Genomic DNA, 14,862 nt, shown 5'->3' on the forward strand with positions numbered 1-14,862 from the left:
TTTTGAAAAGAAAGTAATAAATGTATCACTAAATGAATTATTTTTGTGATTATTGATGGTTATAATGACAAAATATTTATCTTTTCTATTGTTGTCCTTTTCGGCATTTTTTTTTGGGCAAGCGTATAAACCGCTTGATACCACAGATTATGTTCAAAGAAAAGAGTTTGTCAAAAATTACTCTGCCAACAATGAATTTTTAATTAAAGATTTAAAAACAAAATATTCCGGAAAAGCAGGAAACGAATTGTCTAAAATCTATAAAGAATTAAGCAAAGATTTTGAAAAACAGGTGAAAAATAAAGACTTCATTTTCAATTCTGTATTTGATGCAAAGGTAAAAAATCTGCTTGAGCGCTTAAGAAAAAACAATCCTCAGATTCCGCAAAATTTAAAAATCCTTATTGCTAAAAACAATACACCGAATGCTTACTGCTTTGCTGACGGAACTTTTGTGATCAACATGGGGCTCTTTAATTGGTTAAATAATGATGATCAGCTCGCGTCTGTTATTTCGCATGAATTAGGACATAAAATTACAGGACATACCCTGCAGACTTTCCTCAAATTAATTGGCGAAGATCAGATGGATAAAATGGTGGTGCAAAACATTAAATCGACAAAAATAAACCGCAATCAAAGGGCTTTCGATGTTCTGAAAAACAGAATTTATCAAAAAGGTGCCGAAAACAGAAAGCAGGAAATGCAGGCAGATTCTTTAGGATATGTAGTTTTTAAAAACAGTGATTTTAAAAAAACAGAATTCATTAATACGCTGAAAAGACTGGAAGATTTTGATACCATCTCTCCGCGTCAATTGAATGTGGAAACGTACAGGAAATTCTTTAATCTTCCGAAACAGGAATTTCAGGATAAATGGCTGAAAAAAGAAGATTTTTCTTTGTACAACTACAATAATTTTAACGAAAAGCTGAATAAAGATTCTCTGAAAACACATCCTGAAGTTACGATGAGAATCAATCATCTCAAGAAGCTGTTTTCCGAATTGAAAACTGAAGCTCCGGACGAAAAAGCATCAGAATCTTATGCAGTTCTTGAGAAAATCGCAAGAATGGAAACGTTGCCGAATCTTTATCACTCAGAAGATTATGGAGTAGGGATTTATGCAACCCTCCAGTTTTTACAGGATGGGGAAGAAGAGAAGTATTATAAAAGCTGGCTGGGAAAATGTTTCGGTAAAATCTACGAAGCCCGGAAAAATTATAACTTAAATCGATATTTAGATCGTGTGGATCCTAAGAATCAAAGTGAAAGCTACCAGCAGTTTCTGAATTTTATGTGGAATCTGAGTCTCGATGAAATAAAAAATATTGCAGATTACTATCAAACGAAAGAATCCTGATCGTAGATCAGGATTCTTTTTATTATTAATAATTCAATCGTTCAAGACGAACCTGATTGAACTTCTCTTTCTCATTAAGCTCCCGAAGTAAAATATATCCTTCTTTTGCAACATACGGTGTTACAATATAATTGTCTTTCTCAGAAATAGGAATAATTTCCTGCTTAAATTTTCCGTTGATCACCGTATTAATAAAGAGATTCCATTTTTTTTCTTTTGTTACCTGATCTTTTTGGTAGTCACGATAGAAGAAAACAACATCTTTACTGTCATTCAGATATTGCGAAAACAGATAATCGTTATTTGACCATCTTGTTTTTTCTTTTTCAAAAATCTGCACATCTTTTACTTTAAAATCTTTATCGGTATTGATATATACTAAATCGGTAGTCTTCGGAGCACTGTAATTTCCTTCGGGTTTAAATTTTTCCGACAAAATTCCTACGCTTCCGTCACTCAGGAAAAAAACATCTTTGGTCTGAAGAAAATAACCGTTTTCTACGCCTCCGTCTGCACTCAGTTTCGGAATGTGGTTAGAAAGATCCGGTTTATAGTTTAATTCTTTAAGATCAATATTATAGTTCTTTTTATCAAGCATAAATCTCGCAAAACCTCTGTCTTTCTCTGAGACATAATTTCTTCCGAGAAGTACAACTCGGTCGTCAAAAACTTTGTCATTCGCCATTCTCCTGCCACTGGAATATAAATCATCTATATAGTCTATAGTTTCGGGAGAAAGTCCGGTGACAGGTTTATTAGAAATTTCTTTTCCGGTTTTCATATCTATAACCAAAAGATTGAATGTCTTATTGTCGTCATTGACGTTTTTCAGGATACCGTAAAGACTTTTTTCGTCTTTGTCTAAAATGGTTAGATCAGAAAAAACTTTTTTATCACCATTCGTATTGTATTTGTATCTCCAGATTTTCTTTTTTGTTTTCGTCAAATTTTATCAGACTGTTTTTGTTGACGTATCTTCCATAGTCATTGTATTCTACAGCAATGAAACCTCCTTCTTTAATTTCTCCGACTGAAGAAACATAATTGTAGCCTTTGTCTTTTTTCTCTGCTCGGTTTTCTTTTCTTTCTTCTTTAAAACTCTTTGGCTGATTAATTTCTACAAAAGTTCCGTTTTCCAGATAATCGTAATATATTTTTGGCGCAACCGTATTTGTTTTAGGATTAATCACCATCGACACAGGCAAAGCAGCATCTTTGGAAAAAGCCTGCAGATAATTGAAATCGGAAGGGCGTAAAATAATTTGACCTTTAAAATCTACATATCCGAAATAGTTGGAAACCAAAAGTCCTGCTTCAAATTCCTTATTGGCAACAGGGTTGAGGTTTTTATCCAAAATCACATATTCAAATTTCTGAGTTTTTTTATCCGTTTTTCCGTAAGAATACATAGACACATAACCATATAAATTATCTTTAGTGTCAAAAAGCGCATTCATCCCGATGTTTTGTCCGGAAGCTAAAGAAGCTAAATCCTGAGTTTGCGAATAGGCGAAAGTTTGGGTCAACCCCAAAAGTAACAAGTAGATTTTCTTCATTAATGAAATTTTAACAAAAATAGAAAAATACTTGAATTATTCTTAAGTAAAAACGAAAAGCTTTTGTTTTGTTGAAAATAAATTATATCATTTGGCTAAGCTCATCAACCAGAAGTTTTACCTGAAGGGGTCTTAGTTTTTTATCAACCTCAAGTCGGTTATAGAAACCTGTTTTCACAATTACCATTTTCTTTTCTGGAATCATAATAATAAATTGACCTAAAAACCCATAGAAAAATTTATGCTTAATCTTATTCTCGTTATCTGCCCAAATTGTGAAACAAAATGCATCGTTGGCTTTTGTAGGAGTGAGCAGTTTTTCGAAGTATTCTTTACTGATAAGTTGTTTTCCTTCCCAATTGCCATTCTGTATGATAAGCTGCCCGATTTTCGCAAAATCTCTTGGAGTTGCATGAATACAACAGAAAGTTTTTTCCATTCCTTTTTCATCGATACTCCATTTGGCAGGAAATTCCATATTTAGAGGCTTCCAGAGCTTTTCTGAAAGATAGACTGAGAGCTGTTTGCCAATTGCTTTTCTCAGAGCAAGACCTAGAAGCTGTGGTGCAACACTTTGGTATTCATATTTTTCTCCGGGCATTTCTTTTACATCTACATTAAAAGCCTGCTCTGCAAGATCATCAATAAAATATTGTTTAGAATTGGGTGCAAAAGGATGATGATATTCTTCTTCCCAATCCAGCCCAGCCTGCATTGTCATAAGATGGCGAAGTGTCAGGGATTTCCCATAACGGCTGTTTTTATATTGTGGAAATATGGAAGAGATAAGCTGATCCTCGGATTGTAGATACCCATCGTCAATAGCACAACCGACCAAAATTGAAAGAATTCCTTTAGCCATCGAAAAAGAATTCATTAATGAAGATGAGGTGTGGTCTTTCCAATATTGTTCATGTATAAGTTTGCTGTCATGTATTATGATAAGTGATGAAGCGCGTGTTTTTTCCAAATTTTCTAAGACAGTTTCCGAAAGTATTTTGGTATTGTAATTTGCATCTTTTCCCCATGATTTCGGATGGAGATTCGGAACGGGGAGAGAAGGGAATTTTTCCTCATCATCGATGGAAGGAGTTACTGGACCTTTTTTTAAATTAATTCCGATTGCTTTAAAAATATATCCGTATCCTGAAAGATAAATTACAGCAGCTATTGCTGAGGTTCCTACGATAACTGCTGTTAATACTTTTTTCATGAATGTTGGAATATTTTGAGCTTTCTTTTTTTTTGATAATTTAACAAAAATAAAAAATCCCGAACTTAAAATGTCGGGATTTAAATATTTAATTTAAAAGTTTTATATTTTAGAAAGCAAATTTCTGAAATTTGTTTTCTCATCAATAATTCGTCTCAGCTCAGAAACCGGAACTCTTTCCTGCTGCATCGTGTCTCTGTCTCTGATGGTTACCGTGTGATCGGTTAATGAATCGTGGTCAATCGTAATACAGTAAGGTGTTCCAATGGCGTCCTGTCTTCTGTAACGTTTCCCGATGGCATCTTTTTCTTCGTAGAATAAATTGAAATCATATTTTAAATCATTAAAGATATTCTCAGCATATTCTGCTAAACCGTCTTTTTTCATCAACGGTAAAATAGCTGCTTTTACCGGTGCCAAAGCTGGCGGTAAAGATAAAACTGTTCTTTCGGAACCGTCTTCCAGAACCTCGTCTTTTAAACAATGCGAGAATATAGAAAGGAATAATCTGTCGAGACCAACAGAAGTTTCTACGACATAAGGAACATAGTTTTCGTTTCTTTCAGGATCAAAAAACTGCAGTTTTCTTCCGGAGAATTTCTCATGCGCTTTCAAATCGAAATCTGTTCTGGAGTGAATACCTTCCAGTTCTTTAAATCCAAACGGGAAATTAAATTCTATATCTGCTGCTGCATTTGCATAATGCGCCAGTTTCTCATGATCATGGAATCTGTAATTGTCGTTTCCTAAACCAAGAGCCAAATGCCAGTTCAGACGTTTTGTTTTCCACTGTTCATAAAATTCCAGTTCGGTTCCCGGAGCCACGAAAAACTGCATTTCCATCTGTTCAAATTCACGCATTCTGAAGATAAACTGTCTTGCAACGATTTCGTTTCTGAACGCTTTACCAATCTGAGCAATACCGAAAGGAAGCCTGTGACGTGAAGTTTTCTGAACGTTTAAGAAATTCACGAAAATACCCTGTGCAGTTTCCGGTCTGAGATAAAGGTCCATCGCAGAATCTGCAGAAGCACCCAGTTTAGTTCCGAACATTAAGTTGAATTGTCTTACTTCCGTCCAGTTTCTGGAACCTGTGTCCGGATCAGCAATTTCCAGTTCTTCAATTAAAGCTTTTACGTCAGCCAGATCTTCATTTTCTAAAGATTTTGCTAATCTCGAAAGGATTTCTGTTCTTTTTGCACGGTATTCTAAAATTTTAGGATTTGTGGCTTCAAACTGAGCTTTATCAAAAGACTCGCCAAATCTTTTGGCTGCTTTTTCAATTTCTTTATTTTCTTTATCCTCGATTTTTGCGCAGTAATCTTCTACCAAAACATCTGCTCTGAAACGTTTTTTAGAATCTTTATTGTCAATCAAAGGATCGTTGAATGCATCAACGTGGCCAGAAGCTTTCCAAGTAGTTGGGTGCATCAGAATTGCTGAATCAATACCTACAATATTTTCGTTCAGCTGTACCATCGCTTTCCACCAGTATTGTTTGATATTATTTTTCAGTTCTGCACCATTCTGTCCATAATCATAAACAGCGGATAACCCGTCATAGATCTCACTGGAAGGGAAAATAAAACCATATTCTTTAGCGTGAGAAATCACTTTCTTGAAAACATCTTCTTGCTTTGCCATAATTTTTTTACGTCTGAACTGCAAAAATATGAAAATGGAATCCAAAATCAGGAAAATCAATAAAAAAAGACAATTTATTGATAGATAATGTTGATTTTTGAATTTTATGAAACAAGCAGGATTCAAATATTAATTGTAGATTTAAAATAAAAGACTTTCTATGAAAAAAAGATTCGAATACAAGACTGTTGTATTAAAGCCTAAAGTTAATTTTTGGACTGTAGAATATGATCCGATTGAAATGGATAAAACACTCAACCAATATGGTAATGAAGGTTGGGAATTGGTGAGTGTCGAAAGTAGAGAACATATGGGAACGTATTTGTTTCATTACACTTTTAAACGTGAACTTTAATCACGATTTTTTTTAATGAACAAGGTTTTCCTACTTTTGTCCCATGTTAGAAATCCTTTACCGAGACGAGCATCTTATTGCCATCAATAAACCCAGCGGATTATTGGTGCATAAATCTTTTTATTCCGGTGAAGCAGAAACGTATGCGATTCAGGAGCTGAAGAAGCAGATTGGGCAGAAAGTTTTCCCTGTGCACCGTTTAGACAGAAAAACTTCGGGCGTTTTGTTGTTTACTTTAGATAAAGAAACACTCAGAATAATGAGCGAGCAATTTGCATCACGGGAAGTTGAAAAGAAGTATATCGCTATCCTGCGTGGCTGGGCAAATGAAGAAGACACAATTGATTATGATTTAGTGAACGAAAATGAAGTTAAACAGAATGCAGTCACTTATTATCAACGTCTCCAGACCTCAGAAATAGATTTGCCTTTTTTAAAACATCAGACTTCCAGATATTGTCTGGTAGAAGCCATTCCTGAAACGGGACGATTTCATCAGCTGAGAAAACATTTTAAACATATTTTGCATCCGATTTTAGGCTGCCGAAAACATGGATGCAACAAGCAAAATAAACTTTGGCTCCAAGCATTTGGTATCAATAAAATGACGCTACACGCACACCAGTTGACCTTCAAACATCCTGTTTCAAACGAAAGAATTACAGTGAATGCCACTATCGATGACGAGTTCAAAAAAGTAGGAGATCTTTTAAATTTCGACCTTAGTTTATATTGTTGATAGCCTAAAACAAATGATCTCATTTAAATAAAATATCACTCGCCAAAAAAACATTCGATTTAAAATGGTATTTTTGTAAAACTTTTTTCTAATGTACAAATCGCTCATACGCCCCATTCTTTTCAAATTTGATCCCGAAGAAGTTCATCACTTTACTTTTTCAATGCTTAAAAATTTTGGTTTTCTTACCCAATTATTTCTCCCGAAACCTATTGAAGACAAACGTCTTGAAAGAGAAGTTTTCGGATTGAAATTCAAAAATCCGGTTGGTTTAGCCGCTGGTTTTGATAAAAATGCGGTTTTGTTCAACGAATTGGGAGATTTAGGTTTCGGATTTGTAGAAATAGGAACCGTAACGCCAAAAGCACAGGCAGGAAATCCTAAGAAAAGACTATTCCGGTTAATTGAAGATGGCGGAATCATCAACAGGATGGGTTTTAACAATGACGGCTTAGAAACAGCAATTGAAAAACTAAAGGGCAACAAAGGCAAAATCATCATCGGCGGAAACATCGGAAAAAACACCAACACAACCCCGGAAAATTATACACAGGATTATCTCGACTGTTTCGAAGGTCTGCATTCTTATGTAGATTATTTTGTTTTGAATGTAAGCTGTCCCAACGTCGGAAGCCATGCAAAACTGGAAGATGTTGAATATCTGAGAGAGCTGATTACAGCCGTAAAAGAAATCAATCAAACCAAAATCAATCCTAAACCAATTCTTCTAAAAATAGCTCCGGATTTAAATAATCAGCAATTAGACGAAATTATAGATCTAATTGCAGAAACAAAAATTGACGGAATCGTGGTTTCAAACACATCAGTCAACAGAGAAGGTTTGAAAACTTCACCGGAAGTTTTAGCAGAAATCGGAAACGGCGGTCTGAGCGGAAAACCCATTCGTGAGAGAAGCACAAAAATGATCAAATATCTTTCAGATAAAAGCAACAGAGCTTTCCCTATCATCGGAGTTGGCGGGATACATTCGGCAAAAGATGCGATCGAAAAACTGGATGCCGGTGCAAGTTTGGTTCAGCTGTATACAGGGTTTATTTATGAAGGGCCACAATTGATTAACGATATTAATCAGGAACTTTTGACGAGAGCAAGCAGAATTGCACGATAGATTTAAATTAAAATATATTGAAAAGCAAAGTCGTTGAGGCTTTGCTTTTTTATGCTTACAATTTAGATTAAAGAAAAAAGTGGGAAATTGTGTAAATAATCAATCCCACCAAACCACCTACCAAAGTTCCGTTGACACGGATGAACTGCAAATCTTTTCCGACCTCCAGTTCCATTTTTTCACTGAGTTGTTTTCCTTCCCAATTTCCAACCGTTGAACTGATGAGGTTTCCTGCTTGATGTGTGTTTTTGAGAATGTATTTATAAGCGGTAACTCTCACCCAGTGATCGATTTTGTTCTGAAGTTTTTCATCGGTTTTAAGATTCTGAGAAAACTCATTCAGATTTTTTGTGATGTATTTCTTTAACGAAGATTCTTCTTCCTGCAATTCTGTACTTAATGTTTTTTTAATCGAAAGCCAAATGTCGTTCGAATATTGGTCTAGTTTGTCATTTTTCAGAAAGTCATTTTTGATGGTTTTAAATTCATCATTCCATTTTGGATCTTCTTTTAAATCATTAGAAAATTCATAAATCTTTTTGGTGATTAAGTCTCTGATTTCGTGATTGGTATCTTCCTCAACTTCTCGGAAGAAATCTGAAAGCCCGCTCGCAATTTTCTCAGCAATTTTATTGTCAACAAACGAAGGAATAAAAGAATAGCTTCCTTTTTTTACCCGATCCTGAATCATTGCGTCATTTTCTATCAGATATTCTTTGATTTGTTTTGAAAGATTGGTGACGATTTTCTGATGATCGTTTTTGTCTAAAAGATAGATGATTCCGTTTCCTAAAATTTTATTTAATTGAATATCATCAGTCATTTCGCTCACTTTTTTGCTGATAAAACGGGTGACTTCAGAATCATCCAGTTTATTCAAAATGTCTAAAACGATGTCTGAAAGATTTTTAATCAAAACTTCCTGGTTACTTTCTTTAGTAAGCCATTCACCGACAAAATTTGAGATTTTAATTTTCTGAATGTAGGGACGAATTGTTTTCGGCGAAAGAAAATTTGAAACTACAAAACTGCCCAGATTATCACCCAGTTTTTCTTTACTGTTTTCAATCAGATTCGTATGCGGAATAGGGATTCCCAGCGGATGACGAAACAGCGCTGTCACGGCAAACCAGTCTGCCAAAGCACCAACCATTGCAGCTTCTGAAAATGCTCGCACGTAGCCAATCCAATGCGACTCGTGAGTTTTTTGGAGAATGGTAGTCACTACAAAAATAACTGCCATTAAAACAAAAAGTCCTGTAGCAAAAGCCTTATATTTATTGAGCTGTTTTCTTTTTAGTTCGTCATTCATAGTCTCAAATTTAGTAAATTTGAAGTTGGAATTCAAAAAAAGTCATTCAAACTTCATTTCGGATTAAAATTTGCATTTGATCTTCAGTTTTTAATTCAATCATGAAATTTTTAATTCCCATATTATTATTAACCTTTCTGCAGATGTGTTCGCAGACTCAAAAACCCGTAAAATCTACTTCCATGGAAAATACAGAAGCAAAAAATAATCCATATTATTCTAGAACAGACCGAACAAAGCTAAAGGTTTCTAATGATGAGTGGAAAAAAATTCTTTCACCGGATTTGTATGCCATCGCCAGAGAAGCCGCCACAGAAAGACCTTTCACCGGGAAATACAATGAATTTGACGAGTTAGGAGAATATTATTGTGCGGTTTGTGGCAATCATTTATTCCGTTCAGATTCTAAGTTTTCATCTACTTGCGGATGGCCGAGTTTTTTTGAAGCGGATAAAGAAGGAACTGCTTACAACAGAGATTCTTCGCATGGCATGGAAAGAATTGAAGTGGTTTGTAAACGTTGCGATTCTCATTTGGGTCATGTTTTTAATGATGGTCCTGCTCCGACAGGAACTCGTTATTGTATGAATTCTGTAAGCTTGGAGTTTGTGCCTGATTCTAAAAAATAAAAGCTTAATATCAGATAATCACTACGTTAAACTTTCTTAAATTCAGTTAAACTTTCACGGTTTTTAACTGTTATCTTGTTATGTTTATATAATTTTGTCCGACCAATTTTAATTAACATAGTATTTAATGAAAGGATTTTATAGCGTATTAGGCATTGTGTATTTGATTTCTACATCATTTTATCTTTCTCCAAACAAAGAAAAAAATAACAGAAATACGATAAACACAAACAAAATAGAAACTATAGTTGAATCAGAATCTTCAAAAAAAACAAACAATGTGAGTTCTTCGGAAGAACTTTACCAGTCGTTATCATTCGAAAATACCAATAAACTACAATTTGACGTTTTTGCTAAAGCATTATTAGGATTTGAAAACCTTAAGAAAGCAGGAAAGCTAAGCGAAGACGCACATTTACTTACAGTTTGTGATTTTTCTTTATCATCCAATACAAAAAGACTTTGGGTAATTGATACGGAACAGAAAAAAATTCTTTTTAATTCACTCGTTGCTCATGGAAAGAATACTGGTGAAGAATTTGCGACTAATTTTTCTAACACAGAAAGTTCGTTACAAAGCAGCATGGGATTCTATATTACTGAATCAACTTATAATGGAGACAATGGATATTCACTGAAACTTTTAGGAATGGATAAAGGCTTCAATGATGCCGCATACAGAAGAGCAGTGGTAATGCACGGTGCAGACTATGTAAGTGAAGAATTTGCAGCGGTGCATAAAAGAATCGGCAGAAGCTGGGGTTGTCCGGCGCTCCCCAGAAATCTGACTGAGCCCATTATCAATACAATAAAAGGAAAAAATTGTCTTTTTATTTATTATCCTGATGAGAATTATCTTTCATCATCAGAATGGCTGAAAGCTTAAACTAAAATAAAAAAGCTGTCTTATAAATGAAGACAGCTTTTTTTTATGTTTGTTTGAATTTTTTAAATTTATTTAAACTTTTTAAATACTAAGGTTGCATTATGGCCACCAAAACCAAATGCATTGCTTAAAGCATAATTGATTTCTTTTTCTTTCGCTTCATTAAAAACGATATTAATGTCTCTCGGGATTCTCTCATCAATATTGTGCATATTAATAGTTGGCGGAATAATTCCGTTCTGGATAGCTTTTATAGAAAGAATCGCTTCTGCTGCTCCTGCTGCTCCCAATAAATGACCCGTCATTGATTTTGTTGCACTGATGTCAAGATTGGTGTTTCCTTTGAAAATTTTAGTAATTGCATTCAGCTCAATCAAATCTCCAAGTGGAGTAGAAGTTGCATGAGGATTAATATAATTAATATCTTCGGCATTTACACCCGCTTCTTCCAAAGCAAGCTGCATTGCTTTTATTGCTCCTGCTCCTTCGGGATGAGGTGCTGTCATATGGTAAGCATCCGCCGTCATTGCTGCTCCTACTAGTTCTGCATAAATTTTTGCTCCACGAGCTTTTGCGTGTTCATATTCTTCAAGAACCAAGGATCCTGCACCTTCACCCATTACAAAACCATCTCTGTCGGCATCGTACGGGCGACTTGCTGTTGCAAAATCATCATTTCTTGTAGACATTGCTTTCATAATAGAAAAGCCGCCAACTGAAGCCGGAGTAATTGCTGCTTCAGAACCTCCGCTGATAATCACTTTTGCTTTTCCTAATCTGATATAATTGAAAGCATCCATGATAGCGGTATTTCCGGTTGCACATGCAGAAACGGTGGTATAGTTAATCCCCTGAAGACCAAACTTCATAGAGATCATTCCTGATGCCATGTTTGCAATAAATTTCGGAACAAAAAACGGATTGAAACGTGGTGTGCCGTCACCTTTCGCAAATTCCATTACCTCATGTTCAAATGTCCACATTCCGCCCTGACCGGTTCCCCAGATTACTCCGGTATCGAACGGATCCATCTTTTCAAGATCCAGTCCTGAATCCTGAATGGCTTCGGCAGAAGAGTACATTGCATATTGTGTAAAGAGATCACTTCTTTTGATTTCGTTGTGCGTGAGATGAACTTTTGGGTCAAAATTTTTGACTTCGCAGGCGAAATGTACTTTAGATTTTTCTGTATCAAAATGTTTTATTAGATCTGCACCGCTTTTTCCGTTGATGCTGTTTTGCCAGAAATCTTCGACCGTATTTCCTAACGGTGTTACTGCACCCATTCCTGTGATGACAACTCTTTTCATATAGATTTTATACTTTTTTAAAGGTTATATGTTATCGCTTATCGAGTGATATTTGTGAATCAAAACAAATTTTAGCGAGTTCATATAGAGATTTATACTTTCTTGAGACTTAACATAATCATGCCAAATGTAAAAGGGAGTTTTATGTTTAGTTATTGATTTTAAATAAATTAGAAGTTCCTCTTGCAATCAGGCGGGTTTTATCAGCATTCCATATTTCGCATTGTGCATTTATAAATTGCTTTCCATGTTTGATAATTGTTGCCTCTGCCAGAATAAGATCATTTTCTTTTGCTGTGGAGAAATAATCGATGGTATTATTTACAGTTACGATAAAGTTTTTTTCATTCAGTGAAAACATTGTTGCTCCGATGATATCATCCATAATCGCTGCGGTTACACCACCATGAAGATTTCCCATAGGATTGAGCCATTCTGTCCTTACTTTATATTGAAATATGATGTGCCCTTCATCAGCCAAAACCACTACGGGGTTGAGCCATCTCATAAAAGGAGAAGGCGATTCTGTAAATTCCTTCCCAATGAAGGTTTGGAGCTTTGCAAGTTTATCCATAGTATTTTTTTAAGATGGAATCTTTTTGATTTCTGTATTAATAATTGATAAAACTTTATCTAAGGCAAGATTTAAATGCATTTCGTCCCCTGTAGTTTTAGACAAAAGAATTCCTCCCTCGATTAGCATGATAAAAAGCGATGCATATTCTTCCGGAGATATTTTCGGGTTGAATTCTCCATTGCTCTGACCTTTTGAAATAATTAGGGAAATATTTTTCATCCAGATCTCAAAAGAGATTTTAACCTGTTTTTTAAGATCCGGAAAAGTGTCATCAGATTCTGTTGCCGCATTCATAATCGGACAGCCGCCGTTTGCAAAAACAAAATGCCAGTTTTTTCTGTAAAATGAAACAAAAGCATTCAGTTTATCCAGAGAAGAAGGAAATTCGTTTCCAAAAGATTTAGATAAATTTTTACTAAGCAAACCTGAATTGAACTTGTACACCTCAAGAGCCAGTTCATCTCTGTTTTCAAAATTACCGTAAATGCTTCCTTTCGTTAAACCGGTTGCTTCAGAAATATCTGAAAGTGAAGTTCTTGTGTAGCCTTTGCTATTAAACAAAGCTGCCGTTTTCTCAATGATGAACTGTTTGGTTTTATCTGCTTTAGACATTTTTATCTTTGGTACTATGCAAATATAGTAAAAAATATACCAATCGGTATATTTTATTTCAAAAATAAAGCCTGAGATCATAATTCTCAGACTTGTATTTCAGTAACTTAATTTTTTAATTAAGCCAAAGTAGCATTCAGAGTGATTTCAAAATTGAAAGCTGCACTCACCGGACAACCTTCTTCAGCAATTTTTGCATACTTCTGAAAATCTTCTTCAGAAATTCCAGGTATTTTTGCTGTTAAAGTCAATTCAGATTTTGTTATTTTACCAACACTTGGATCTAAAGTGATGACAGATTTTGTCGTTAGTTCTTCAGGTGTAAAACCAGCCTGAGATAATTCTGCACTCAATTTCATTGTAAAACATCCTGCGTGCGCTGCTGCTAATAATTCTTCAGGATTTGTTCCTACGCCATCTTCAAATCGGCTGTTGAAAGAATACTGAGTTTGGTTAAGCGTTGTGCTTTGAGTCGTTAAATGACCTTTTCCTTCTTTTACGGTACCGTTCCAAACGGCTGTTGCGTTACGTTTCATAATGTTTGAATTTTTTAATGTTAAATATTGATTGTTTTTTGATGATACAAAGATATGGAGTCTAAGTTCGCAAATAAATAGATTAAAGGCATTAAATGTTGTACTTTTTTCCCGATGAATAATTTTTCTTGAAATTTACAGGTGTACTTCCGGTTTTTTGGGTGAACAGTCTGTTGAAATATGCAGGATCTTCATAGCCTAGATCATAACCAATTTCCTTCACTGTTTTTTCAGTATAGAAGAGTAGCCTTTTTGCTTCAAGCAAAATTCTGTTGATGATATATTGATTGGGTGAGTCCAGATTGAGGCTTTTAAACTTATGAGACAGTGTTTTGGGAGCAATATGCAACATTTCGGCATAATCTGATACATGATGCTTTTCTCTGTAATGAATTTCTAAATATCGACTGAAATCTCTGAAAATATCCAATTCATGATGACTTATTTTTAGGCTTTCAGTTTCGATGTTTTGCGCTTTCCACTTTCTTGTAGCACGGATGATGATTTGTTTCAGATAAGTTCTGATCATTTCTTCAGATGAAGAATCTTTAGACTGTAGCTCGTCTTTAATATTCTCAAACAGACTCTTAATAATTTTGTTTTCAGAATCATTGAGTTCAACTTTAGGATTTTCAAAAACATTGTGAAAGAGTAATCCATCACATGCAACTTCTTTGTCATGTATTTGAATGCAATAAAAATCTCTGTTGTAATAAAGGAGGGAAGCTTCATCTGTATTTCCTTTTTTAATATCAAGAAGCTGGTAAGTGATGAAAAACAAACTCGGAGAATCTGTTTTAAAGTGATTAAAATCTACTGTCAGTTCGTATCCTGCAGGCAAATACAGAACTTTGATGTATGGCTGTGATTTTAAACGTTCCACAGTCTTAAAGTTATCTTGTGAAAAGTGCTCGAAACCAAATTTTTTATAATCGTCTTCAAAAAATAAGCTTTCTAAACCCATACATTTTGTTTAGTTGAAAGATACAAAAAAGCATGAC

16 protein-coding genes are annotated in these 14,862 nt (G+C 34.9%); 6 read left to right on the forward strand and 10 right to left on the reverse strand.

All coding sequences use genetic code 11. From position 1 onward, the window contains the following. Positions 1 to 64 precede the first annotated feature (64 nt). The gene (locus ACZZ9T_RS04835; protein ID WP_463441149.1) at positions 65 to 1,363 is read left to right on the forward strand and encodes a M48 family metalloprotease; all 1,299 of its coding nucleotides are present in this window, start codon (positions 65 to 67) and stop codon (positions 1,361 to 1,363) included. A 25-nt stretch (positions 1,364 to 1,388) separates the two neighbouring features. Here ACZZ9T_RS04835 and ACZZ9T_RS04840 read toward each other — a convergent pair whose 3' ends face one another. From ACZZ9T_RS04840 to ACZZ9T_RS04855, 4 genes are all read right to left on the reverse strand, one after another. Beyond that, positions 1,389 to 2,309, reverse strand: a complete 921-nt coding sequence (locus ACZZ9T_RS04840; RefSeq protein ID WP_463441150.1) for a hypothetical protein — start codon at positions 2,307 to 2,309, stop codon at positions 1,389 to 1,391. Continuing rightward, entirely contained in the window at positions 2,257 to 2,919 is a 663-nt protein-coding gene (locus ACZZ9T_RS04845) for a hypothetical protein (protein WP_463441151.1), read from the reverse strand. The genes ACZZ9T_RS04840 and ACZZ9T_RS04845 overlap by 53 nt, the downstream gene beginning before the upstream one ends. Positions 2,920 to 3,001: 82 nt before the next feature. Further along, positions 3,002 to 4,132, reverse strand: a complete 1,131-nt coding sequence (locus ACZZ9T_RS04850) for a serine hydrolase domain-containing protein (protein WP_463441152.1) — start codon at positions 4,130 to 4,132, stop codon at positions 3,002 to 3,004. Between the two features lie 102 nt (positions 4,133 to 4,234). After that, complete coding sequence (locus ACZZ9T_RS04855; RefSeq protein WP_463441153.1) at positions 4,235 to 5,776, reverse strand: glycine--tRNA ligase; 1,542 nt, start codon at positions 5,774 to 5,776, stop codon at positions 4,235 to 4,237. 160 nt (positions 5,777 to 5,936) lie between these two features. Here ACZZ9T_RS04855 and ACZZ9T_RS04860 point away from each other — a divergent pair, with 160 nt between their 5' ends. From ACZZ9T_RS04860 to ACZZ9T_RS04870, 3 genes are all read left to right on the forward strand, one after another. Further along, entirely contained in the window at positions 5,937 to 6,131 is a 195-nt protein-coding gene (locus tag ACZZ9T_RS04860; RefSeq protein WP_463441154.1) for a DUF4177 domain-containing protein, read from the forward strand. A gap of 43 nt (positions 6,132 to 6,174) precedes the next feature. Beyond that, positions 6,175 to 6,870 carry a pseudouridine synthase gene (locus ACZZ9T_RS04865; RefSeq protein ID WP_463441155.1) on the forward strand — a complete coding sequence of 232 codons (696 nt, stop codon included), beginning with the start codon at positions 6,175 to 6,177 and terminating at the stop codon, positions 6,868 to 6,870. A 91-nt stretch (positions 6,871 to 6,961) separates the two neighbouring features. Beyond that, positions 6,962 to 7,999, forward strand: coding sequence for a quinone-dependent dihydroorotate dehydrogenase (locus ACZZ9T_RS04870; RefSeq protein ID WP_463441156.1), 1,038 nt, complete (start codon positions 6,962 to 6,964; stop codon positions 7,997 to 7,999). Between the two features lie 67 nt (positions 8,000 to 8,066). On the opposite strand, the gene ACZZ9T_RS04875 is transcribed toward ACZZ9T_RS04870, so the two are convergent. Beyond that, a complete protein-coding gene (locus ACZZ9T_RS04875; RefSeq protein WP_463441157.1) occupies positions 8,067 to 9,311 on the reverse strand; it encodes a DUF445 domain-containing protein in 1,245 nt (414 codons plus the stop codon). Between the two features lie 143 nt (positions 9,312 to 9,454). Here ACZZ9T_RS04875 and msrB point away from each other — a divergent pair, with 143 nt between their 5' ends. Together msrB and ACZZ9T_RS04885 are read left to right on the forward strand one after the other, a co-directional pair. Then, positions 9,455 to 9,940, forward strand: a complete 486-nt coding sequence (gene msrB, locus ACZZ9T_RS04880; RefSeq protein ID WP_463442982.1) for a peptide-methionine (R)-S-oxide reductase MsrB — start codon at positions 9,455 to 9,457, stop codon at positions 9,938 to 9,940. Between the two features lie 127 nt (positions 9,941 to 10,067). Next, on the forward strand, positions 10,068 to 10,826 hold the full coding sequence (locus ACZZ9T_RS04885) for a murein L,D-transpeptidase catalytic domain family protein (protein WP_463430250.1): 759 nt from the start codon (positions 10,068 to 10,070) through the stop codon (positions 10,824 to 10,826). Positions 10,827 to 10,894: 68 nt separating this feature from the next. Here ACZZ9T_RS04885 and fabF read toward each other — a convergent pair whose 3' ends face one another. The 5 genes from fabF to ACZZ9T_RS04910 form a co-directional block, all read right to left on the reverse strand. Next, positions 10,895 to 12,136, reverse strand: coding sequence for a beta-ketoacyl-ACP synthase II (fabF, locus tag ACZZ9T_RS04890; protein ID WP_463441158.1), 1,242 nt, complete (start codon positions 12,134 to 12,136; stop codon positions 10,895 to 10,897). 148 nt (positions 12,137 to 12,284) lie between these two features. Then, a complete protein-coding gene (locus tag ACZZ9T_RS04895) occupies positions 12,285 to 12,710 on the reverse strand; it encodes a PaaI family thioesterase (protein WP_463430252.1) in 426 nt (141 codons plus the stop codon). A 9-nt stretch (positions 12,711 to 12,719) separates the two neighbouring features. Then, positions 12,720 to 13,325, reverse strand: coding sequence for a TetR/AcrR family transcriptional regulator (locus tag ACZZ9T_RS04900; protein WP_463441159.1), 606 nt, complete (start codon positions 13,323 to 13,325; stop codon positions 12,720 to 12,722). A 119-nt stretch (positions 13,326 to 13,444) separates the two neighbouring features. Beyond that, positions 13,445 to 13,861 carry an OsmC family protein gene (locus tag ACZZ9T_RS04905; protein WP_463441160.1) on the reverse strand — a complete coding sequence of 139 codons (417 nt, stop codon included), beginning with the start codon at positions 13,859 to 13,861 and terminating at the stop codon, positions 13,445 to 13,447. Positions 13,862 to 13,952: 91 nt separating this feature from the next. Continuing rightward, positions 13,953 to 14,825: a helix-turn-helix domain-containing protein gene (locus ACZZ9T_RS04910; protein WP_463441161.1), complete on the reverse strand. Its 873-nt coding sequence runs from the start codon at positions 14,823 to 14,825 to the stop codon at positions 13,953 to 13,955. Positions 14,826 to 14,862: the final 37 nt, after the last annotated feature.

The organism is Chryseobacterium sp. AC417, assembly GCF_979258215.1.